This window comes from Pseudomonas sp. IAC-BECa141 (assembly GCF_020544405.1).
Lineage (GTDB): Bacteria > Pseudomonadota > Gammaproteobacteria > Pseudomonadales > Pseudomonadaceae > Aquipseudomonas.
On the sequence record NZ_CP065410.1, the window covers coordinates 4,436,592 to 4,458,485 of the forward strand.

Annotated in this window: 19 protein-coding genes; 9 read left to right on the plus strand and 10 right to left on the minus strand. The window is 60.9% G+C overall.

Translation table 11 applies throughout. The features are described from left to right. Positions 1-37 precede the first annotated feature (37 nt). From ubiG to I5961_RS20245, 4 genes are all read left to right on the plus strand, one after another. Complete coding sequence (gene ubiG, locus I5961_RS20230; protein ID WP_065257165.1) at positions 38-736, plus strand: bifunctional 2-polyprenyl-6-hydroxyphenol methylase/3-demethylubiquinol 3-O-methyltransferase UbiG; 699 nt, start codon at positions 38-40, stop codon at positions 734-736. A 4-nt stretch (positions 737-740) separates the two neighbouring features. Further along, a complete protein-coding gene (gene mupP, locus I5961_RS20235) occupies positions 741-1,412 on the plus strand; it encodes an N-acetylmuramic acid 6-phosphate phosphatase MupP (protein WP_085699919.1) in 672 nt (223 codons plus the stop codon). An 82-nt stretch (positions 1,413-1,494) separates the two neighbouring features. Next, the gene (locus tag I5961_RS20240) at positions 1,495-2,235 is read left to right on the plus strand and encodes a YciK family oxidoreductase (protein WP_085705398.1); all 741 of its coding nucleotides are present in this window, start codon (positions 1,495-1,497) and stop codon (positions 2,233-2,235) included. Positions 2,236-2,597: 362 nt separating this feature from the next. Then, a complete protein-coding gene (locus tag I5961_RS20245; RefSeq protein ID WP_227233188.1) occupies positions 2,598-3,524 on the plus strand; it encodes a GGDEF domain-containing protein in 927 nt (308 codons plus the stop codon). Positions 3,525-3,584: 60 nt separating this feature from the next. Here I5961_RS20245 and I5961_RS20250 read toward each other — a convergent pair whose 3' ends face one another. Together I5961_RS20250 and I5961_RS20255 are read right to left on the minus strand one after the other, a co-directional pair. Further along, positions 3,585-4,379 carry a TenA family transcriptional regulator gene (locus tag I5961_RS20250; protein ID WP_085705394.1) on the minus strand — a complete coding sequence of 265 codons (795 nt, stop codon included), beginning with the start codon at positions 4,377-4,379 and terminating at the stop codon, positions 3,585-3,587. Positions 4,380-4,425: 46 nt separating this feature from the next. Then, positions 4,426-6,888 (minus strand): EAL domain-containing protein, encoded by a 2,463-nt coding sequence (locus tag I5961_RS20255; RefSeq protein WP_085705393.1) that lies wholly within the window; start codon positions 6,886-6,888, stop codon positions 4,426-4,428. A gap of 389 nt (positions 6,889-7,277) precedes the next feature. Here I5961_RS20255 and I5961_RS20260 point away from each other — a divergent pair, with 389 nt between their 5' ends. Further along, positions 7,278-7,424: a hypothetical protein gene (locus I5961_RS20260; protein WP_227233190.1), complete on the plus strand. Its 147-nt coding sequence runs from the start codon at positions 7,278-7,280 to the stop codon at positions 7,422-7,424. Between the two features lie 18 nt (positions 7,425-7,442). On the opposite strand, the gene I5961_RS20265 is transcribed toward I5961_RS20260, so the two are convergent. From I5961_RS20265 to I5961_RS20285, 5 genes are all read right to left on the minus strand, one after another. Further along, positions 7,443-9,260 carry an ABC transporter ATP-binding protein gene (locus I5961_RS20265; protein ID WP_085705391.1) on the minus strand — a complete coding sequence of 606 codons (1,818 nt, stop codon included), beginning with the start codon at positions 9,258-9,260 and terminating at the stop codon, positions 7,443-7,445. Continuing rightward, positions 9,253-9,888: a DsbA family protein gene (locus I5961_RS20270; RefSeq protein ID WP_227233191.1), complete on the minus strand. Its 636-nt coding sequence runs from the start codon at positions 9,886-9,888 to the stop codon at positions 9,253-9,255. Before I5961_RS20270 ends, I5961_RS20265 begins: the two co-directional genes overlap by 8 nt. 2 nt (positions 9,889-9,890) lie before the next feature. Continuing rightward, on the minus strand, positions 9,891-10,841 hold the full coding sequence (locus I5961_RS20275) for a rhodanese-related sulfurtransferase (RefSeq protein WP_085699904.1): 951 nt from the start codon (positions 10,839-10,841) through the stop codon (positions 9,891-9,893). Between the two features lie 117 nt (positions 10,842-10,958). Beyond that, entirely contained in the window at positions 10,959-11,258 is a 300-nt protein-coding gene (locus I5961_RS20280) for a BolA family protein (protein WP_065257175.1), read from the minus strand. 12 nt (positions 11,259-11,270) lie between these two features. Next, complete coding sequence (locus I5961_RS20285; RefSeq protein WP_085699902.1) at positions 11,271-11,789, minus strand: DUF2059 domain-containing protein; 519 nt, start codon at positions 11,787-11,789, stop codon at positions 11,271-11,273. A 193-nt stretch (positions 11,790-11,982) separates the two neighbouring features. On the opposite strand from I5961_RS20285, the gene I5961_RS20290 reads away from it, so the two are divergent. Then, complete coding sequence (locus I5961_RS20290) at positions 11,983-13,377, plus strand: class II fumarate hydratase (protein ID WP_227233193.1); 1,395 nt, start codon at positions 11,983-11,985, stop codon at positions 13,375-13,377. 123 nt (positions 13,378-13,500) lie between these two features. Here I5961_RS20290 and I5961_RS20295 read toward each other — a convergent pair whose 3' ends face one another. Beyond that, the gene (locus I5961_RS20295) at positions 13,501-14,460 is read right to left on the minus strand and encodes a DMT family transporter (RefSeq protein WP_227233194.1); all 960 of its coding nucleotides are present in this window, start codon (positions 14,458-14,460) and stop codon (positions 13,501-13,503) included. Positions 14,461-14,674: 214 nt separating this feature from the next. Here I5961_RS20295 and I5961_RS20300 point away from each other — a divergent pair, with 214 nt between their 5' ends. After that, entirely contained in the window at positions 14,675-14,869 is a 195-nt protein-coding gene (locus tag I5961_RS20300; RefSeq protein ID WP_227233196.1) for a DUF6316 family protein, read from the plus strand. A 129-nt stretch (positions 14,870-14,998) separates the two neighbouring features. Here the strand turns inward: I5961_RS20300 and I5961_RS20305 are convergent, their stop codons facing one another. Both I5961_RS20305 and pap read right to left on the minus strand, forming a co-directional pair. After that, positions 14,999-16,183, minus strand: coding sequence for a thiolase family protein (locus tag I5961_RS20305; protein WP_064383416.1), 1,185 nt, complete (start codon positions 16,181-16,183; stop codon positions 14,999-15,001). A gap of 102 nt (positions 16,184-16,285) precedes the next feature. Next, positions 16,286-17,800: a polyphosphate:AMP phosphotransferase gene (gene pap, locus I5961_RS20310; protein ID WP_085704678.1), complete on the minus strand. Its 1,515-nt coding sequence runs from the start codon at positions 17,798-17,800 to the stop codon at positions 16,286-16,288. A gap of 173 nt (positions 17,801-17,973) precedes the next feature. Between pap and mnmC the strand changes: the two genes are divergently transcribed. Both mnmC and I5961_RS20320 read left to right on the plus strand, forming a co-directional pair. Further along, positions 17,974-19,953, plus strand: a complete 1,980-nt coding sequence (mnmC, locus tag I5961_RS20315) for a bifunctional tRNA (5-methylaminomethyl-2-thiouridine)(34)-methyltransferase MnmD/FAD-dependent 5-carboxymethylaminomethyl-2-thiouridine(34) oxidoreductase MnmC (RefSeq protein WP_227233198.1) — start codon at positions 17,974-17,976, stop codon at positions 19,951-19,953. Between the two features lie 166 nt (positions 19,954-20,119). Then, entirely contained in the window at positions 20,120-21,892 is a 1,773-nt protein-coding gene (locus tag I5961_RS20320) for an N-acetylglutaminylglutamine amidotransferase (protein ID WP_227233199.1), read from the plus strand. Positions 21,893-21,894 lie beyond the last annotated feature (2 nt).

The following is a 21,894-nucleotide window of genomic DNA, read 5'->3' on the forward strand; positions in this document are numbered from 1 at the left end:
GGCTACAGCCCTTTTTCAAGTTTTAGAGGATTGAATCATGAGCAACGTCGACCACGCCGAAATCGCCAAATTCGAAGCCCTGGCCCATCGCTGGTGGGATCGCGAAAGCGAATTCAAACCGCTGCACGACATTAATCCGCTGCGGGTCAACTGGATTGACGAACGGGTCAATCTGGCCGGCAAGAAGGTTCTGGACGTCGGTTGCGGCGGCGGCATCCTCAGCGAAGCCATGGCCCAGCGCGGCGCGACCGTGACCGGCATCGACATGGGCGAAGCGCCGTTGGCGGTCGCGCAACTGCATCAGCTGGAGTCCGGCGTGAACGTTGAGTACCGGCAGATCACCGCCGAAGCCCTGGCCGAAGAAATGCCCGAGCAGTTCGACGTCGTCACCTGCCTGGAAATGCTCGAGCACGTACCGGATCCATCCTCGGTGATCCGTGCCTGCTTCCGCATGGTCAAGCCCGGCGGCCAGGTGTTCTTCTCCACCATCAACCGCAACCCGAAGGCGTACCTGTTCGCCATCGTCGGCGCCGAATACATCATGAAGCTGCTGCCGCGCGGCACCCACGACTTCAAGAAATTCATCCGCCCTTCCGAGCTCGGCGCCTGGAGCCGCATGGCCGGCCTGACCGTCAAGGACATCATCGGTCTGACCTACAACCCGCTGACCAAGCACTACAAACTGTCGGCGGACGTTGACGTCAACTACATGATCCAGACCCTGCGCGAGGAATAAGCCGATGGCCATCAGAGCAGTCCTTTTCGACATGGACGGCACTCTGCTCGACACCGCGCCGGACTTCATCGCCATCTGCCAGGCGATGCGCGCGGATCGTGGCTTGCCGCCCATGAACGACAAACACATCCGCGATGAAATTTCCGGCGGTGCCAAGGCCATGGTCGCGGTGACATTCTCGATGGATCCGGAGTCGCCGGGTTTCGAGGAACTGCGCCTGGAGTTCCTTGAGCGCTACCTCGTCGGTTGCGCCGTGCACAGCAAGCTGTTCGAGGGCATGGGCGAATTGCTGGCCGACATCGAGAAAGCCAATCTGGTCTGGGGCGTGGTCACTAACAAACCGCTGCGCTTCGCCGAGCCGATCATGCAGCAACTGGGGCTGGCCGAGCGCTCGGCACTGCTGATCTGCCCGGATCACGTGAAGAACAGCAAGCCGGATCCCGAGATGCTGATCCTCGCCTGCAAGATGCTTGATCTGGATCCGTCGACCGTTCTGTTTATCGGCGATGATCTGCGCGATATCGAATCCGGCCGTGACGCCGGCACCAGGACCGCTGCCGTGACCTATGGCTACATTCACCCGGACGACAACCCTCGGCACTGGGGCGCGGACGTGGTGGTGGATCATCCGCTGGAGCTGCGCAAGGTGCTGGATAACGCACTTTGCAGCTGCTGAGGCCTGACGCGGAGCGTTATTGGCTGCATTCCCGCGCCGACGGTTCGACGTGGGAATGATCTGACTCTTGATGAGGTTTTTTATGTTTGATTACTCCGCTCGCCCCGAATTGCTCAAGGATCGGGTCATTCTGGTCACCGGTGCCGGTCGTGGCATCGGCGCGGCTGCCGCCAAGACCTACGCCGCCCACGGCGCGACCGTGCTGTTGCTGGGCAAGACCGAAGCCAACCTGACCCAGGTCTACGACGAGATCGAAGCGGCCGGGCATCCGCAGCCGGCCGTAATCCCGTTCAACCTCGAAACCGCCCTGCCCCATCAATACGATGAGCTGGCGGCGATGATCGAGACCGAGTTCGGCCACCTCGACGGCCTGCTGCACAACGCCTCGATCATCGGCCCGCGCACGCCGATCGAGCAGTTGTCCGGTGAAAACTTCATGCGCGTCATGCAGGTCAACGTCAACGCCACTTTCATGCTGACCAGCACGCTGTTGCCGCTGCTCAAACTGTCGCAGGACGCGTCGGTGGTCTTCACCTCCAGCAGTGTCGGGCGCAAGGGTCGTGCTTACTGGGGCGCCTATGGCGTGTCGAAGTTCGCCACCGAAGGCTTGATGCAAACCCTGGCCGACGAAGTCGAAAACGTGGCCCCGGTGCGCTCCAACAGCATCAACCCGGGTGCCACCCGCACCAGCATGCGCGCCCAGGCTTACCCGGGTGAAAACCCGCTGAACAACCCGACACCGGAAGAGATCATGCCGGTCTATCTGTACCTGATGGGCCCCGACAGCACCGGTATCAATGGCCAGGCCTTCAACGCCCAGTAATACCATACGTCGCATTTGTTGCCGTGGCGGAATCCCGTCGCGGCATGCAATTGCCGCTCTGAGTAGCGCAAACTCAGTCAAATATCCATCATCTTTACCGCCTACAAAGTCCCAACCTGTTGATTCAAAACGGTTTTCAAACAATATGAACCGTATGGCACGACTTTCGCTCTACATTTCCTCAAAGCACGCCGAGTGAAGGCAGTCGGGCGAGGCCCGATTCGATAGCTGACTAATCGTCATCGCGCAGACTAAACTTGTGACAAATGTCCTACGGGACTGATGGATCAGTATGACGCGCAGCCCATAGCCGCTCTCACCCAGCCTGTAAGACAGACTTACTGCTTAGGGGCTCACGCCATATGAAATCACCCTCCCAGACCACTGCAATTGACTTCGACAGTGCCAAATTGCAACGCCTGGGCTTTGGTCAGCATCCGTCTCTGCTGGCGCGACCTGTCAGCCTGGCGCAATTGCGCCAGCAAATGAGCCTGCAACTGCAAACCAGCCTCGAGCCACAACGCATCCTCGGTCTGTTTTTCCGCGAAGTTCAGCGCCTCGTGCCGCTGGACGCTCTGACTTATATGCACAGCGGCAGCGACCTGCGCCTGGAATTCGGCGCCCGCGGACACCACTCGGCCAGTTACAGCCTCAGTCACGAAGGCGAGCACATGGGTGAACTGGTATTCCGCCGCAACCAGCGCTTCAGCGAACAGGAACTGGGCAATCTCGAGTCGCTGCTGTCGGCCCTGCTGTATCCGATGCGCAATGCCCTGCTGTACCGTGCCGCCACGCAAAGCGCCTTGCGTGATCCGTTGACCGGTGCCGGCAACCGCATTGCCATGGAGCAGACGCTGCAACGGGAAATCGAGATGTCCCGCCGGCACCTGCAACCGCTGTCGTTGCTGATGCTGGACATCGATCATTTCAAACAGGTCAACGACCTTCACGGCCACGGCGCTGGCGATGACGTACTCAAAGCCGTAGCCGCATCGATCAAGGGCCAATTGCGCAATGTCGACATGGTGTTTCGCTATGGCGGCGAAGAGTTTCTGATCCTGCTGTCCAACACCGCCCGCGATGCGGCCGCCATGGTCGGCGAGCGCCTGCGTCAGGCAGCGCAGGCCCAGGATTACTACGCCAATAATCAATTGATCGAACTCACCGTGAGCCTCGGCTGCTCGACCCTGTTGCCGGGCGAATCCGCCGACAGCCTGCTGCGCCGCGCCGACAGCGCGCTATATGTCGCCAAGCGCGAGGGTCGCAATCGCCTGACCATGGCGGGCTGATTTTTCGCAGCCGACAAAAACGGGAGCCGAGGCTCCCGTTTTTTATTGATGTCGCCGAAATCAGCTCTCGACCAGCGCCCGACGCTCACGTCCGACCATCACCCGCTCCGACAGCTCAAGCTGCATGCAGCGCTCCAGAAACAGGTACATGTAGTCGTAGCTCTTGCAAATCGCCTGTCGCAGTTCCACCTGCAAGGCCTTGCTAGGGTTCGTCCCGGCCAGGGTGCAGATGATCTCCAGTGCTTCCCAAGGGTGGGCATCGTCGTACTGGGCGTGCATCTTCAGCCACTTCATCGCCCGCTTGCGATCCTCTTCAGGGAAGGCGGCGGCATAGACACCCGTCGAACACACCAGCGCCGACCACTCCCCGGTCGCGCCTTCGATGGCGTAGTTGGTGGCCGCAATGGCCACGATCAGTGAATCCGCCGAACTGGTGTGCCAGCACCAATGGCTCAGAGCATGCAGCTCCGGTGGCACTTGCTGCGCCTGCAAATCTTCCAGGCTCACCCCATGGGCCCGGCTCCAGTGCAGCCAGTAATCGGCATGGTTGAGTTCAACGCGGATGTTGCGCATCAACCAGCGCCGCGCCATGTCTTCACCCGGGTGACGGGCGAATTTGGTTTTGGTGAGGTTCTGCGCCATGTACAAGGCGAATTGCTCAACGACGGGCCAGCCCCCGATCAGGTACTGGCGCATGGTTTTGGCGCTGAGCTTGTTATCACGCATGCGCAGATAAAGTTCATGTTCGACAACCCGGCGTTTGCTCTCGCTGCAATCCTGGATCAACTGTTGCGCCCAGGCGGGATAACTTGCAGCTTCCATGAGTGGTCCGGTTCGGTTGAATGTGTCGATCACTGTTCGGCTCCTTTTGATTTGTGATTGTAAGGATCGGCAAGAGACTTCAACGGAATTTGCCAGGCGCCTTGAATAACAGTGGCTGCGGTCTGGCGGGCCGACTTTGCAAACTGTCACAGGTAAACAACTGCGGGCGTTCCACAACATAACCCTGAGCGTAATCCACGCCGATTTCAAGCAACGCCTGCTCGATCTGCGCCGTTTCAACAAACTCGGCAATTGTCTGCTTACCCATGACATGCCCGATGTGATTGATCACTTCGACCATTGCACGGTTAATCGGGTCGTCCAGCATATCCTTTACGAAACTCCCGTCGATCTTCAGGAAGTCTACAGGCAAATGTTTCAAATAAGCGAATGAAGACATTCCGGCACAAAAGTCATCGAGCGAAAAATAACAACCCAAGCCCTTGAGTTCATTAATAAATCTGATTGCACTACCGAGATTTGCAATGGCACTGGTTTCTGTAATTTCAAAACAAATCATTTCAGGCGGTATGCCGTAGTTATCAAACTGCTCGCGTAGAAAGTGCAAAAAAGCGTCATCTCCGATAGTAATGCCTGAAAGATTAATCGCACACATTGCCAGAGGCCCTTCGCACTCTTCGTTAATACATTGAGCAATAACCTTAAATACATTCTGCACAACCCAGCGATCCAATGAGGTCATCAAACCGTAACGCTCAGCCGCCGGTATGAAACTGTCCGGGAGAATCATCCGACCCGCTTCGTCATGCAGGCGCAGTAGAATTTCGATGTGCCCGCGGGAGCCTCCGGCAACCGAATTCAGCGGAGCGATTTCCTGGGCGTAGAGACAGAAACGGTTTTCCTCCAGGGCCATGTGCAGGCGCTGTACCCATGCCATCTCGCCGAAGCGCAGAGACAGCTCCGAATCGTCGGCGTGATAGACCTGCACCCGGTTGCGGCCCTTTTCCTTGGCCATGTAGCAGGCCATGTCGGCGGCCCGCAATGAGGCTTCGAGGGTGGTCGGGGTTTGCGCGACGTGCACCAGGCCGATGCTGACAGTGGTCAGGAACGGCCGGCCCTTCCAGACGAAATGCAGGTTCTGCACGGTCTGGCGCAGCCCCTCGGCGATTTTCTCGGCCGCCTCCGGCGCGCAGTTCTCCAGCAGGATGCCGAACTCGTCCCCGCCCAGCCGCGCCAGGGTGTCGCCCTCGCGCAGGCCCGATTGCAGCAACGCACAGATATGCCGCAACAACTCATCGCCGGCCGCATGCCCGCAAGTGTCATTGACCAGCTTGAACTGATCGAGATCGAGGAACATCAGCGCATGCCGTCCCGGCTGCCGGGTCAGGTTGTGCAGGGCCTGTTCGAGGCGGTATTCGAACTCGCGACGGTTGGCCAGCCCGGTCAGCGCATCGTGAGTGGCCTGCCACGACAGATTGGCGATGTATTGCCGCTCCTGGGTCATGTCATGCAGCACCAGCACGGTACCGCTGACCTTGCCGGCGTTGCGGATCGGCGCGCCGACCAGGGTTACTGACACGGTGCTGCCATCCAGCCGCTGGATCAGCTTCGAATGCTCGCTGCCGCCCGTGAGCTGGCCGCTGAGAATGTGCTCGATCAGCGTCAACCCCTCATTCTGGGCGTTGTCATCCAGCAGGTTGAACAACGCCGCCAGCGGGAGACCGGCAGCCTGCTCGGCCTTCCAGTGGGTCAACGCCTCGGCGGCCGGGTTCATATAGTCGATCGCCCCGCTCACATCGGTGGTGATCACCCCGTCGCCGATCGAGTGCAAGGTGACATGGGCGCGGTCCTTTTCCAGTTGCAGCGCTTCGGCGAAAGCGTGCCGCTGCTTGAGCAATTTGCGGGTGCGCAGCAGTGCCAGCACAATCAGGCCCAGCGCGGTGGCAAGGTTGGTGAACAGCAGCAGGCGCAGGATCATCCGCGAGCCTTCGCCCAAGGCATCGCTGAACGCCTTGGCGGCCGGGGTCACGCCATCATTGATGGCAAAAATCCGCTCTTTCCAGCGCCGGATATCGGCCTCGGTGGCGGCATTGGCAGTGATGCGCTGATGCATCTCCTGCGCCACGCCGTCGAGCTCCACCAGATAGGCATCGCCCAGCGTCCAGCGGTCGATGGCGGTTTCCAGGTAACTGAAGTGACGGAAATTCAGGTACAGCCAGATCAGACTGGACACGTCGTCCGGATGATTGCCGCCCTTGAGGATGCCTTCGCGCGCCGCTTGCAGGTCGGGCGGTTGCTTGTCCAGCGCCAGACGCAACTGATGGCCACCCTGAGGCACGGCAATCGCGGTCTGGTATTTGAGGTAAATCGCCTCGTCTCGGCTGTCGGCATACAGATTGAGGTAATAGATGGCGTCTTTCTGGCCCTTGGACCAGAGGCTTTCGCCCGCCACATAACCTCGAACGGCCGACAGGACGTAAAGACTCACGCCCCCCAGCAAGGCTTGAAACAACACGACGGCAATGAATGGCCAGACGATGCCCAGCAACCGAGGCGTTCCGAGAGTCCGCTTTTGTTTCATTGGATTCCTTGCGTGGTCACTGCCTGATCGTCCGTCTCTATCAGACCAACTCCCAAAGACTAGGAGGCGTTCGGGGTTACGGCAAGCGGCGGATCGGCCCTGATTCAGTACAAACGCAGCCTTATATATATGTAACGCCGCACAATTGGCTGGCGGCGTTTCACTGGCACTCCAGTTGTTCCCTCTCAGGGCAGGAAATCGTTCTCGCGGAGTGCTGCATCACATCGATCTCTCTTGCTACAACCGACACACCAGACACTCAGGAGTTTCGTGTCAGACAAGCATCGGGACTTGATTCGGGCCCCGACATCAAAGACCTGGTTCCCTCACCCGTCGCACGAGAAAACCATCAATCGCATAAGGCGAGAAACATCGCGCATGCCGACGTCGTGACCGCCAGCAATGACGTGCCGACCTCACTGGAAAGCGAGGCCAAACTGGTGGGCTTGTTGCGGAAAAAGTATCGCCTCGGTGGACGTGGCCACAAGCCTGCCGCCGAGCAACAGCTGGTCACGACGCCACGACAGATGGATTGAAGGTGCTGCGCAGCTGATCTACAACCGCTGCAAATGCCCATAAAGCTTGGCGTACAACCCGCCATCGGCAATCAGTTGCTGATGGTCGCCATCCTCGGCCACTTGCCCGCCGTCGAACACCAGCACCCGGTCCGCCTGCTTCACCGCTGACAAGCGGTGGGCGATGATCAGCGTGGTGCGGCCATGGAGGAACCGCGCCATGGCCTGGTGCAGGTTGTATTCGGTGGCGGCGTCGAGGGCTGACGTCGCCTCGTCGAGAATCACCACTTTGGGTTCGGCGAGAATCATCCGCGCGATCGCCAGACGTTGCCGCTGACCGCCGGACAAGCGCACGCCGGAGCGGCCGACGATGCTGTCCAGCCCGTCCGGCAAGGCGCGGATGGTGGGTTCGAGCTGGGCGATTTCCAGTGCCTGCCAGCAGGCTTCGTCGCTACGGGTGCGGCCCATGGTCAGGTTGGCGCGCACGCTGTCGTTGAACAGCGCCGGATGTTGCAGCACCACCGCGACATTTTCCCGAACCGTTTCCAGGCCGATTTCCTGCTGGGTCGATCCGCCGAAGCGGATCGTCCCGGCCAGTGGCGTGTAGAGCCCCAGCAGCAATTGCACGAGGGTACTTTTGCCGCCACCACTGGCGCCGACAATCGCCACTTTTTCACCAGGAGCGATGGACAGATTCAACTGGTCCAGCACCAGTTCGTCGCCGTAACCGAAGCTCAACCCTTGCACCTGAATCCCGACGGTATCGCGGCCCTTGAACGGATCGACACCGCCGGGGTATTGCGGCTCGTCGGCGCGCGCCAGCAGTTCGTTGATCCGCGACAGCGCACCGCCTGCCGCGTAGTAGGCGTATTGCAGGTTCAGCAGTTGTTCGACCGGGCCGATCATGAACCACAGATAGCTGAACACCGCGAGCATCTGGCCGATCGACAGATCGGAGAACAACACCGTGAGCATGGCCGCCGCGCGGAAGATATCGATGCCGAACTGAAACAGCAGACCACTGGCCCGGTTCGAGGCGTCGGTCTTCCATTGCGAATTGACTGCATAGTTGCGCACTTCCTGCGCTCGCAGGCCGAGGCGCCCGAGAAAAAAGCCCTGACGGTTGCCTGCGCGCACTTCCTGTATCGCATCAAGGGTTTCGCTCAGCGCCTGAGTGAAGCGCGAGGTGCTGTCGTTCTCCAGTTTCTTCAGGTGCTTGACCCGCTTGCCCAACTGCACCGTGGCGTAGATCACCAGCGGGTTGAACAGCAGGATCAGCAATGCCAGTTTCCAGTGCATCCACATCAGGATGCTGGCGGTGCCGACCAGGGTCAGCATCGCCACCAGGAAACGGCTGAGGGTTTCGCCGACAAACTTGTCGAGGGTGTCGAGATCGGTGACCAGGTGGGTGGTGACCGTGCCGCTGCCCAGGCTTTCGTATTCACCGAGGGAAATGCGTTTCAGACGCTCGATCAGCCGCACGCGAATGCGATAAACGATGTCCTTGGCCAGCCGCGCAAACAACCGCGCCTGCAATACGCCAAAACACAGGGCGCTGCAGCGCAGGGTCAGCGTCACCACCAGCATCAGGCCGATATAGCCTGCCGCCTGCTGCCACATCGAAGGCAGTACATGGTTCATGACTTTCAGCGCCGCATCGCCGTGACCGAGCAGGACTTCGTCCACCAACAACGGCAACAGCAGCGGAATCGGCACGCTGCACAGCGTCGCCAGTACGGCCACGCCGTTGGCGATCCACAGGGATTTTTTGTGATGAAGTGCCAATCGCCGGACTTCAGCCCAGCTCAGCCGGTCGACACGCTTGACGGCTGGCGTGTCATCGGCCGGGTCAGACACAGGCCGCGCGCTCCAGCCATCGACCGAGCAACGGCGACAGTTCACTGAGCGGCTGGTAACCGTTGGTCAGCAACGCCAGTTGGCCATTGCGCTCGGCGAGCAGGGTCGGGAATCCGGCGATGCCCAGATCCTGCACCCAGCTGAAATCGGCCTGGGTCGCCTTGTGTTGATCGGCATGATCAAACAGGGCAGCAAATTCGATGCGCGGGACGCCGGACTTCTCGGCCAGCTCCACCAGAACGCTGGCCTGGGTGACATCGCGACCTTCGACGTAAAACGCGTGCTGGATCAACCCGACCAGTTTCCACGCGCAATCCGGCGCCAGGCTGCGCGCGGTGACGATGGCCCGGCAGGCAGGTTCGGTGTCGTAGACAAAACCTTCCGGCAATGCGCCTTCCAACTTGAACGGCTGGCCAGTGGCCTCGGTAACCGCCTGCCAGTGTTCGAGAATGTAGCGCCGGGTGGTCGGCTCAAGCGCCGCACCGCTGCCGGTGCGCAACCCGCCGACCACCAGGTGCAGTTCCACCCCGGCTGCCTGCGCCTGCTCCACCAATGCCTTGGCTACCGGAGCAAATCCCCAGCACCACGAACACATCGGATCCATCACATAGAGCAGGCGTGCAGACATGATTAAGCCTCGGTGGATGCTTGCTTATCTTGCTTATAGTTGTAGCCGATCGGGTGCGGCATGTTGCGCGCTTTTGCCAGTTCGATCTGCTTCTGGCGGTCGATGGCGCTGCGGCGGGTCTTCTCGCTCAGGGTGTCCCAGCAGTGCGGGCAGCTGATGCCGGCCACGTAATGCTCGGAGGCGCGATCTTCAACGCTGACCGGGGTGCGGCAGGCATGGCACTGATCGTAGTCGCCTTCGCTCAGGTCATGGCGCACGGTCACGCGGTTGTCGAACACAAAGCAGTCGCCCTGCCATTTGGTTTCTTCCTGCGGCACTTCTTCGAGGTACTTCAGGATGCCGCCCTTGAGGTGGTAAACCTCTTCGAAACCTTCGCCGAGCATGTAGCTCGAGGCTTTTTCACAACGAATGCCGCCGGTGCAGAACATCGCGACCTTCTTGTGCACGGCCGGATCGAAGTGTTCTTTGATGTAGTCGGGGAATTCGCGAAAACTGGTGGTTTTCGGATCGATGGCGCCTTCGAAGGTGCCGATCGAGACTTCGTAATCGTTGCGGGTGTCGATCAGCAACACTTCCGGATCGCTGATCAGCGCATTCCAGTCCCGCGGTTCAACGTAGGTGCCGACCTTCTTGTTCGGGTCGACGCCTTCGACGCCCAGGGTCACGATCTCTTTCTTGAGCTTGACCTTGGTGCGATAGAACGGCTGCTCGTCGCAGTACGATTCCTTGTGATCGATATCGACCATGCGCGGATCGTTGCGCAGCCAGGCCAGCAGGCCGTCGATGCCTTCACGGCTGCCGGAAACCGTGCCGTTGATGCCTTCTTCGGCGATCAGCAGAGTGCCTTTGATGCCGTTGTCGACCATCGCTTGCAACAGGGGCTCGCGCAGGCTGACGTAATCTTCGAGGGTGACGAACTTGTACAGTGCCGCCACGACAATCGGTTGTGTCATGGGTATTTCTCCAGGTGGCTACCCTCGTAAAGGGTGAACCGGATGCGAAAAAAAACGCGCCGGGTCAGCGGCGCGTTGCGGATTCTAGCAAAAAACCTCAGTTCATTGCTGCAAGGCTCAATGCTTGCTGCCGCCGGCACAGGTCGGCGACGCCGGAGCGGCACCCACCTCTGCCCATTCCTGCGGGGTGTAGGTGTGCAGCGCCAACGCATGGAACTCGCCCATCAGCTCGCCGAGCGTGCCGTAGACTTTCTGGTGGCGCTTGACCCGGTTCAGGCCTTCGAACTGCGCACTGACCACCACTGCCTTGAAGTGGGTCTGCAACCCGCGACTGTGCATGTGGCTTTCGTCCAGCACTTGCAGATGCTCAGGCTGAAGCAGCGCCAGCGTCGATTCGATGCGTTGTTGCATGGTCATCACGAACTCCGCTTACTTCTTCTTGGCCGGAGCCGCGCCTTTCGGTGCCAGCTCGTTGGTCATGTCGTCCAGCAGCTTGTTGACCACCGGTACCGCGCTTTCCAGTTTGGCCTGGGTCATCTGGGCCGATTGCTGAGTCAGCTGCGGCATTTTTTCCAGGACTTTCTTGCCCAGTGGCGACTGGTAGAACGCGACCAGATCTTTCAACTCCTGTTCGCTGAAGTTGCTGGTGTAGAGCTTGACCATGTCCGGCTTCAGCTTGTTCCAGCCGATGGCCTGGTCCAGGGCGGCGTTGGCCTTGGCCTGGTAGGTATCCAGTACGGCTTTCTTGGATTCCGGCGCCTTGGTCTGTTCAAAACGCTGGGCAAACATCTGCTGAACCTGCATGTACACCGGAGTGCCCAGCTTGTCAGCGTGCGCCAGGGTCAGGAAAGTTTCGGCACTGGCGTTGTGGCTGGCGGTATCGGCAAACACCTGGCCGCTGGCGCAAACCAGGGCAACCGCGGTGCAGATGGCACGAAGACGAATCATCGAGTTTCCTTTTCAGCTAGGCGAGGTCAAACCCCAAGGGCGACCATTCTGCGCCTGAATAACGCTGCGGCTCAACCCCCGGCCCTTGCCGCGCTTGATTGGCGGGGATTTGCCAGTCAACAATCGGCCGGAGGGAACCACCCGGGCCGACACCGGCCTAAACTGCGCAAACAGACCAACAGGAGTGTGCACGATGAGCCGTAACGAAACCGACAGCCTGGGCCCGATCGAAGTCCCGGACGACGCTTACTGGGGCGCTCAGACGCAACGCTCGCTGATCAACTTCGCCATTGGCCAGGAACGCATGCCCTTGCCGGTCCTGCACGCCCTGGCCCTGATCAAGAAAGCCGCGGCCCGGGTCAACGACCGCAACGGCGACCTGCCAGCCGACATCGCCCGCCTGATCGAACAGGCCGCCGACGAAGTGCTCGACGGCCAGCATGACGACCAGTTCCCGCTGGTGGTCTGGCAGACCGGCAGCGGCACGCAAAGCAACATGAACGTCAACGAAGTGATCGCCGGTCGCGCCAACGAACTGGCCGGCAACCCGCGCGGTGGCAAGACGCCAGTGCACCCCAACGATCACGTCAACCGCTCGCAGAGTTCCAACGACTGCTTTCCCACCGCCATGAGCATCGCCACTGCGCAAGCGGTGCAGGCCCAACTGCTGCCCGCCATCGCCGAGTTGTCGGGCGGCCTCGCCGAGCTGTCGGCACGGCATATGAAACTGGTGAAAACCGGTCGCACCCACATGATGGACGCCACGCCGATCACTTTCGGCCAGGAAATCTCCGGCTTCATAGCGCAGCTGGATTACGCCGAACGAGCGATCCGCGCAGCGTTGCCCGCAGTCTGCGAACTGGCGCAGGGCGGCACGGCCGTCGGCACCGGACTCAATTCGCCACACGGTTTCGGCGAAGCGATTGCCGCGGAACTGGCGGCGCTGTCGGGCCTGCCATTCGTCACCGCGCCGAACAAGTTCGCAGCCCTCGCCGGCCATGAGCCGCTGACTACGCTGTCCGGCGCCCTGAAAACCCTCGCCGTGGCGCTGATGAAAATCGCCAACGACTTGCGTCTGCTGGGCTCGGGCCCACGCGCAGGTTTTGCTGAAGTGAAATTGCCGGCCAACGAACCAGGCAGTTCGATCATGCCCGGCAAGGTCAACCCGACGCAGTGCGAAGCGTTGTCGATGCTCGCCTGTCAGGTGCTGGGCAACGACGTGGCAATCGGTTTTGCCGCCAGCCAGGGTCATCTGCAACTGAACGTGTTCAAACCGGTGATCATCCACAACCTGCTGCAATCGATCCGCCTGCTGGCCGACGGGTGCAGCAACTTCCAGCAGCACTGCATCGCCGGGCTTGAACCGGATGCCGAAGTCATGGCGAAACATCTGGAACGCGGGCTGATGCTGGTGACGGCGCTGAACCCGCACATCGGCTACGACAAGTCGGCGGAAATCGCCAAGAAAGCCTACAGCGAGGGCAAGACCCTGCGCGAAGCGGCGCTGGAGCTGGGTTATCTGACCGATGAGGAGTTCGACGCCTGGGTACGGCCGGAGAACATGATCGAGGCCGGGGCCAAGGGCTGAATCCCGTAGCGCCAGAAAGTCCGTCATCGCGAGCAAGCTCGCTCCCACAGTTGACCGCATTCCCCTGTCAGGAATGCGGTTGAATGTGGGAGCGAGCTTGCTCGCGAATGAGGTTGACGCGGTTTAGCTGGCGGCCATCTTCATCCGCCGGGCCTTTAGCCCGGCAATCAGCGAAGGCCCGAGCGCCACCAGCGCCGACCCCAGCACCACCAGCACCGCCCCGCCATACCCCAGCAGATTGATTTGCTCGGCATGCACATACTCGGGCCACACCACGGCCGCCACCGCTACTGCGCCGAACGTCACCAGCGGCGTGATCGCGAGCGTCGCACTGACCCGTGAGGCTTCCCAATGCGCCAGTGCCTCGGCAAATGCGCCGTAGGCGATCAGGGTGTTCATGCAGCACGCCAGCAGCAGCCAGCCCTGCAACGGGCTCAGCGACAGTGCTTCGAGCGGATGCACCCAAGGCGTCAGCAACATGGCGCAGAACAGGTAGATCACCATCATCACCTGCAACGAATTCCACACCGTCAACAATTGCTTCTGCCCCAACGCGTAAAAGGTCCAGACGGTCGAGGCCAACAGCACCAGCAACACGCCGGCGGTGTAATCAGATAAAGAGGTGAGCAATTCCGCCAGACGCTGATTGAAGAACAGCGCAAAACCGATCAGCAGCACCACCAGGCCAATGCCCTGGCCGATGCTGAAGCGCTCCTTGAACACGAACAGACTGGCGATCAGCAACATGATCGGCCCCATCTGCACCACCAGTTGCGCAGTGCCGGGGCTGAGCAGGTTCAGGCCCATCAGGTACAGCACGTAGTTGCCCACCAGCCCGAGCACGGCCATCAGTACCAGCCAGCCGCCCTTCGGCCCGAGCACCTTGCGACTCGGCAGCCGTTTGGTCGCCGCCAGATAAATGAACAGACAGCCGCCGGACACCAGCAGACGAAACCAGGTCACCGTGACCGGATCCATCACCATCAGCACCTGCTTGAGCTTGATCGGCAGGATTCCCCACAGAAACGCCGTCAACAGCGCCAGGAACATGCCGTACACCCAACGACCCGATGAAACGTGCATGAGAACCCCAAGCGCCAGAGACAGGAGCGCTCATTCTAGGCGCACAGATCCGCCCGACACAGGGACAGTTGCGCTCAAGCCGCAAATGAAACTGTGCAGGTCGCAGCAGAAAATTGACGAAGGGCCGTTGATCGGCTGGCCGGGCAAGGTAAGTGGTTCAGGCATAAGCTCCTTGGATCCAGCCCGGGACAACACTCACCAAGGAGACGCCGTCATGTTAGGCATGCGCGCCCAGGACACCGCCCCCGCCATGCACTTTCGCAGCGACCGCGTATGCCGGGTCAATGGCGAGCTGTATTTCAGCACCCGGGAAAACACCCTCGAAGGGCCGTTCGACAGCCCCGAGAAAGCCGAGCAGCAGATAAAGGCCTACATCGCGCGGATGCAGTTGCTGGATTCCGGCAGGTAGATCCGGTCGCCCCATTCGCGAGCAAGCTCGCTCCCGCATTCGATCACATTCCTTCAATAAGAATAGGGTCAACTGTGGGAGCGAGCTTGCTCGCGAAAGCCATCGAGAGAGCAAAACAAATTCCCGGACTTAACGCACGGCCTCAAACAATCCGGTCGCGCCCATTCCGCCGCCCACGCACATGGTCACGATCCCATAGCGCAGATTGCGTCGCTGCAACTCGCGCACCAGATGCCCGACCTGCCGCGACCCGGTCATGCCGAACGGGTGACCGATGGAAATCGAGCCGCCGTTGACGTTGTATTTCTCGTTATCGATTTCCAGTCGGTCACGGGCGTACAGGCACTGCGAGGCGAACGCTTCGTTCAATTCCCAAAGATCGATGTCCGCCACCTGCAAGCCTTTGGCCTTGAGCAGTTTCGGCACCGAGAACACCGGGCCGATGCCCATTTCGTCCGGCTCGCACCCGGCTACGGTAAACCCACGGAAAAACGCTTTCGGCTTGAGCCCCAGTTGCAGGGCTTTTTCCAAGCTCATCACCAGCGTCATCGAGGCGCCATCGGACAACTGCGACGAGTTGCCGGCGGTCACCGAACCGTCCTCGGCGAATACCGGTTTCAATCCGGCGAGGCTTTCATAAGTGGTATCCGGACGGTTGCAGTCATCGCGATCAACGATGCCGTCGAGGATCTGCACTTCACCGCTGTTCTTGTCTTCAACGCGGTACTTCACCGCCATCGGCACGATTTCATCGTTGAACAGCCCTGCTGCCTGCGCCTGGGCAGTACGGATCTGACTTTGCAGCGAGTAACGATCCTGCGCCTCGCGACTCACGCCATAACGGCGCGCCACCACTTCGGCGGTCTGGCCCATGGTGTAGTAGATACCTGGCGTCTGCTGCTTGAGCAACGGGTTGATCAGGTGATCAGTGTTGACGCTTTTCAGGGTCAGGCTGATCGACTCGACGCCGCCGGCGACGATGATGTCGCTGCAACCCGATGCAATCTGGTTGGCGGCAATCGCAATCGCCTGCAAGCCCGACGAACAGAAACGGTTGAGGGTCATGCCCGCCGTGCCAGTGCCCAATTGCGAGAGCACCGCCACGTTACGACCGATGTTGTAGCCCTGGGCGCCTTCGTTGGAGCCGGCGCCGACGATGCAATCCTCGACGCTGGCCGGGTCGATGTCGTTGCGCGAGAGCAACGCATTGACGCAATGGGCCGCCATGTCATCGGGACGGGTCTGGTTGAACTTGCCGCGAAAGGACTTGGCCAGGCCGGTCCGTACGCTGTCGACGATCACCACTTCACGCATGGCATACCTCATTGTTGCAGTCAGTTGAGAGTGGACCGAGCATATGTCCACTCAATCGCCGACCGCGACAATCATTCACCTCGCGTATGCGGGCCCATCGGCTCAGTCCTTGTGTTTCCTGGCTCGTTTGTCGGACTTCTCGAAAGCTTCTTCCAGCGCACGGTTGATCGTGCGCAAGACCTTGACCCGAGCCCAGCGCTTGTCGTTGGCCTCAACCAGGGTCCAGGGGGAAATTTCGGTGCTGGTGCGGTCGACCATGTCGCCCACCGCGGCACGATAGGCGTCCCACTTGTCGCGGTTGCGCCAGTCGTCTTCGGTGATCTTGAAGCGCTTGAAGGGGATTTCTTCACGCGCCTGGAAGCGTTCAATCTGCGTGTCCTTGTCGATGGCCAGCCAGAACTTGACCACGATCACCCCGGCATCGGCGAGCTGCTCTTCGAAGTCGTTGATTTCGCCGTAGGCACGCATCCAGTCGGCGGTGCTGCAAAAACCTTCGATCCGCTCTACCAGCACCCGGCCGTACCACGAGCGGTCGAACACGGTGAACTTGCCCCGGGCCGGGATGTGTCGCCAGAAACGCCACAGGTAAGGCTGTGCCCGCTCCTCCTCGGTCGGCGCGGCAATCGGCACGATGTTGTACTGACGCGGATCGAGCGCCGCCGCCACCCGACGGATCGCCCCGCCCTTGCCCGCCGCATCGTTGCCTTCGAAAACCGCCACCAGTGCATGGCGGCGCATGCGTTTGTCGCGCATCAGGCCGGACAGCCTCGCCTGTTCGGTGATCAATTGTTCTTCGTAATCTTTCTTTTCCAGACGCTGATCCAGGTTGAGGCTGTCGAGCAGATTCAACTGATCCACCGACGTGCCCAGCGGTTGGGCACTGACCGCACTCGAATGCACGTCGGGGCGCTTCAACGCGTTTTGCAGGCCTTCAAGCAAAATCTTGCCAACGGTCAGGCTGCGGTAGTTGGCGTCCACCCCTTCGATGACATGCCACGGCGCATAGTCGCGGCTGGTTCGGCGCAACACACGTTCGCCGTATTTGACGAACTTGTCGTAGGTCTGCGATTGCTGCCAGTCCAGCGGGCTGATCCGCCAGCTGTGCAGCGGGTCGTCGGCCAACGCCTTGAGCCGCGCCTTCATTTGCTTCTTGGAGAGGTGGAACCAGAACTTGAAGATCAGCGCACCTTCGTCGCACAGCATCTTTTCCAGGCGTTCGGCCCCGGCGATGGCCTGATCCAGTCGCGGATCCTTGAACAAGCCGTGGACCCTGCCCTGCAGCATCTGGCTGTACCAGTTGCCAAAGAAAACCCCCATCCGCCCCTTGGCCGGCAGCATCCGCCAGTAACGCCAGGCCGGTGGCCGCGCCAGCTCTTCATCGGTCTGCTGGTCGAAAGTGCGCACTTCGATCAGACGCGGATCCATCCACTCGTTGAGCAATTTCACCGTCTCGCCCTTGCCGGCGCCTTCGATGCCGTTGATCAAAATGATCACCGGAAAACGCTTCTGCTGCTGCAACTCGAACTGGGCTTCCAGCAACGCTTCACGCAGAGCGGGCACGGCGGCTTCGTAGGTGTCTTTGTCGATGGCGTGACCGATTTCAGCGGATTCGAACATAGGGACGGCTCCTTCCAGGATTCAGCAAGACTAGCGGATTGGGCTCTGGCGCGGCACAGAAATTCCCGTCGGCGGCGGATTGTCCTCGAGTGATCGTCAGCCAGGCTTGCCATGGATCAAGCGCCGCCTGCGTGATCGGCTAGAATGGCCGCCTTGTCGTTGCCGAGCCTGCCATGAAACCTGTAATGCCCCACGCCCAAATCGACTGGGATGACCAGGGACGCCCGCGTTCGCGAGTGTTCGACGATGTGTATTTTTCCGACCAGTCGGGGCTGGATGAAACCCGCTACGTGTTCCTCGAACAAAACCGTCTGGCCGAGCGTTTTGCCGCGCTGCCGGCGGGTGGGCGACTGGTGATCGGTGAAACCGGGTTCGGCACCGGGCTGAATTTTCTCTGCGCCTGGCAGTTGTTCGAACAGCATGCGGTGGCCGGTGCGCGGCTGCATTTCGTCAGCGTGGAAAAGTACCCGCTGAGCCCTGCCGACCTGCAGCGGGCGTTGGCGTTGTGGCCGGATCTCAAGCCGCTGTCCGATCAACTGCTCAAGCATTACGTGGCAATCCATCAAGGCTTCCAGCGTATTGTTCTGGATAACGGTCGCGTGACCCTGACGCTGCTGATCGGCGATGCGCTGGAACAGTTGCCGCAACTGGACGGCCAGATCGACGCCTGGTTTCTCGACGGTTTCGCCCCGGCGAAAAACCCGGAGATGTGGACCGCCGAACTGTTCGCCGAACTGGCGCGACTGGCGGCGCCCGACTCGACCATCAGCACCTTCACCAGTACCGGCTGGGTGCGGCGCCTGCTCAACGCTGCCGGGTTCAAAATGAAGCGCACGCCGGGCATCGGCCACAAGTGGGAAATCCTGCGCGGCGAGTTTCTGGGCTGGCCCGAGGATGTGCCTTTACCCGTTGCGACCAAACCATGGTTTGCCCGCCCGGTTCAGTTGAGCAGTGAGCGTCGCGCTCTGGTGATCGGCGCCGGTCTGGCCGGTTGCGCCACGGCGGCCAGCCTCGCGGCGCGGGGCTGGCAGGTCAGTCTGCTGGAGCGACATGACGCCGTGGCCCGGGAAGCCTCGGGCAATCCTCAAGGCGTGCTGTACCTGAAACTGTCCGCCCACGGCACCGCACTGTCGCAGTTGATCGTCAGCGGTTTCGGCTACACCCGGCGCCTGCTGGAAACCCTGCAACGGGGTACCGACTGGGACGACTGCGGCGTGCTGCAACTGGCGTTCAATGAAAAGGAACGCGAGCGTCAGGGGCAACTGGCGGCGGCGTTTCCCGAAGACCTTCTGCAATGGCTTGATCAACCCGAAGCGCAGGCCCGTGCCGGGGTCGGTCTGGCCCATGGCGGTTTGTACTATCCCGAGGGCGGCTGGGTGCATCCGCCCGCGTTGTGTCAGGCGCAATCCGCACAACCGGGCGTCACGCTGCTCACCCATCAGGAAGCCGTGGAACTGCGCAAGGTTGACGGCCAGTGGCAGGCCTTCGACGGTGATCGATTGATCGCAACAGCACCCGTCGTGGTGTTGGCGGGTGCCGCCGAGATCAAGCGTTTCCCCCAGAGTGCCGACCTGCCCCTCAAACGCATTCGCGGACAAATCACCCGACTGGCGCAGACCACACAAAGTCAGGCACTGGCCACCGTGGTGTGCGCCGAGGGTTATGTCGCACCGGCACGCTTGGGCGAGCACACTCTCGGCGCCAGTTTCGATTTCAACAACGACGACCTGACCCCGACCACCGCCGAACACCTGGGCAATCAGGCGATGCTCGAAGAAATCTCCACGGATCTGGTCGCACGCCTGCACATCAGCGAACCCGACGCCGACTGCTTCGAGGGTCGCGCCGCCTTCCGTTGCACCAGTCCCGACTACCTGCCGATTGTCGGCCCGCTCGCCGATCACGAAGCCTTCACCGACGCGTATCGCGCCTTGAGCAAGGATGCCCGGCAAGTGCCGGACGTTCCCTGCCCATGGCTGGACGGTCTGTACGTCAACAGCGGTCATGGTTCACGCGGATTGATCACCGCACCCCTGTCTGGCGAGTTGCTGGCCGCGTGGCTCGATAACGAACCGCTGCCGCTGCCGCGCAGCGTGGCCGAAGCCTGTCATCCCAACCGGTTTGCCCTGCGCCGTCTGATTCGTGGCAAATGAACCCGGGCTCGATCAGTCAGCGGGCACAATGCGATCGGTCAGGTCGACACGCTTATAACCGATCGTTCTAAAACTCCCACATGCGTGCCGGGTCAGTTTCTGGGTACCGGCCATTTCGGCGCGGTTCAGCAACACCCTCCCCAACGGAAAAACCGGTAAGGACTTTATGTGCGGATTAGCTGGCGAGTTACGTTTTGATCAACAACCTGCAGACCTTGCAGCCATCGAGCGAATCACCCATCACCTGGCCCCTCGCGGCCCCGATGCGTGGGGCTTCCATGCCCAGGGACCGATTGCCCTGGGCCATCGACGCCTGAAAATCATGGACCTGTCGGACGGCTCGGCGCAGCCGATGATCGACAGCCAACTGGGCCTGTCCCTGGCCTTCAACGGCGCGATCTACAACTTCCCGGAACTGCGCGCCGAACTCGAAGCGCTCGGTTACGCGTTCTATTCCGGCGGCGACACCGAAGTGCTGCTCAAGGGGTATCACGCCTGGGGCGAAGCACTGCTGCCGAAACTCAACGGCATGTTCGCCTTCGCCATCTGGGAGCGTGACGCCCAGCGCCTGTTCATCGCCCGCGACCGTCTCGGTGTGAAGCCGCTGTACCTGTCGCGCACCGGCCAGCGCCTGCGTTTTGCGTCGGCCCTGCCGGCGCTGCTCAAGGGCGGCGACATCAACCCGATCCTCGATCCGGTGGCGCTCAATCATTACCTGAATTTCCACGCCGTGGTGCCCGCGCCGCGCACCTTGCTGGCCGGCATCGAAAAGCTGCCGCCGGCGAGCTGGATGCGCATCGAAGCGGACGGCACCACCGAGCAGAAAACCTGGTGGACCCTGCCCTACGGCCCACACGACGACGAGAAGAATCTGACACTCGAAGACTGGCGCGACCGCGTGCTCGACAGCACCCGCGAAGCCGTGGCGATCCGCCAACGAGCGGCAGTGGATGTGGGCGTGCTGCTTTCCGGCGGCGTCGATTCCAGCATGCTCGTCGGCTTGCTTCGTGAAGTCGGCGTGGAAAACCTGTCGACCTTTTCCATCGGTTTCCAGGATGCCGGCGGCGAGCGCGGTGACGAATTCCAGTATTCCGATCTCATCGCCAGGCACTACGGCACCCGGCACCATCAATTGCGCATCGATGAAAAAGAGATCATCGAGCAACTGCCCGCCGCGTTCCGCGCCATGAGCGAGCCGATGGTCAGCCACGATTGCATCGCCTTCTATCTGCTGTCCCGCGAAGTGGCCAAGCACTGCAAAGTGGTACAGAGCGGCCAGGGCGCCGACGAACTGTTCGCCGGTTATCACTGGTATCCGCAAGTCGACGGCGCGGCCGATCCGTATGCGGCCTATCGTGAGGCGTTCTTCGACCGCAGCTACGACGATTACGCCGCCACGGTGCAGCCGAAATGGCTGACCGCCAATGACGCCGCCGGCGACTTCGTGAAGGAACATTTCGCACAGCCCGGCGCCAATGCAGCAGTCGACAAGGCTCTGCGCCTGGACAGCACTGTGATGCTGGTGGACGACCCGGTCAAACGGGTCGACAACATGACCATGGCCTGGGGCCTGGAGGCGCGCACGCCGTTTCTCGACTATCGCCTGGTGGAGTTGTCGGCCCGTATTCCCGGCAAATTCAAACTGCCGGACGGCGGCAAGCAGGTGTTGAAAGAAGCCGCGCGACGGGTAATTCCGAGCGAAGTGATCGACCGCAAGAAGGGTTACTTCCCGGTGCCGGGTCTCAAGCATTTGCAGGGCGATACCCTGAACTGGGTACGCGAACTGCTGCTCGATCCAAGTCAGGATCGCGGCCTGTTCAACCCCGCCATGCTCGACAAATTGCTGACCGATCCACAAGGTCAGTTGACCCCGCTGCGCGGCTCCAAGCTATGGCAACTGGCGGCCCTGAACCTGTGGCTCAGCGAACAAGGAATCTGATC

Coding starts and splice junctions, on each gene's coding strand:
- I5961_RS20320 (WP_227233199.1), top strand. CDS start 20,120: ATGTGCGGATTAGCTGGCGAGTTACGTTTTGATCAACAACCTGCAGAC.
- I5961_RS20240 (WP_085705398.1), top strand. CDS start 1,495: ATGTTTGATTACTCCGCTCGCCCCGAATTGCTCAAGGATCGGGTCATT.
- pap (WP_085704678.1), bottom strand. CDS start 17,800: ATGTTCGAATCCGCTGAAATCGGTCACGCCATCGACAAAGACACCTAC.
- mnmC (WP_227233198.1), top strand. CDS start 17,974: ATGAAACCTGTAATGCCCCACGCCCAAATCGACTGGGATGACCAGGGA.
- I5961_RS20275 (WP_085699904.1), bottom strand. CDS start 10,841: ATGACACAACCGATTGTCGTGGCGGCACTGTACAAGTTCGTCACCCTC.
- I5961_RS20290 (WP_227233193.1), top strand. CDS start 11,983: ATGAGCCGTAACGAAACCGACAGCCTGGGCCCGATCGAAGTCCCGGAC.
- I5961_RS20300 (WP_227233196.1), top strand. CDS start 14,675: ATGTTAGGCATGCGCGCCCAGGACACCGCCCCCGCCATGCACTTTCGC.
- I5961_RS20270 (WP_227233191.1), bottom strand. CDS start 9,888: ATGTCTGCACGCCTGCTCTATGTGATGGATCCGATGTGTTCGTGGTGC.
- ubiG (WP_065257165.1), top strand. CDS start 38: ATGAGCAACGTCGACCACGCCGAAATCGCCAAATTCGAAGCCCTGGCC.
- I5961_RS20280 (WP_065257175.1), bottom strand. CDS start 11,258: ATGACCATGCAACAACGCATCGAATCGACGCTGGCGCTGCTTCAGCCT.
- I5961_RS20245 (WP_227233188.1), top strand. CDS start 2,598: ATGAAATCACCCTCCCAGACCACTGCAATTGACTTCGACAGTGCCAAA.
- I5961_RS20295 (WP_227233194.1), bottom strand. CDS start 14,460: ATGCACGTTTCATCGGGTCGTTGGGTGTACGGCATGTTCCTGGCGCTG.
- I5961_RS20305 (WP_064383416.1), bottom strand. CDS start 16,183: ATGCGTGAAGTGGTGATCGTCGACAGCGTACGGACCGGCCTGGCCAAG.
- I5961_RS20285 (WP_085699902.1), bottom strand. CDS start 11,789: ATGATTCGTCTTCGTGCCATCTGCACCGCGGTTGCCCTGGTTTGCGCC.
- mupP (WP_085699919.1), top strand. CDS start 741: ATGGCCATCAGAGCAGTCCTTTTCGACATGGACGGCACTCTGCTCGAC.
- I5961_RS20255 (WP_085705393.1), bottom strand. CDS start 6,888: ATGAAACAAAAGCGGACTCTCGGAACGCCTCGGTTGCTGGGCATCGTC.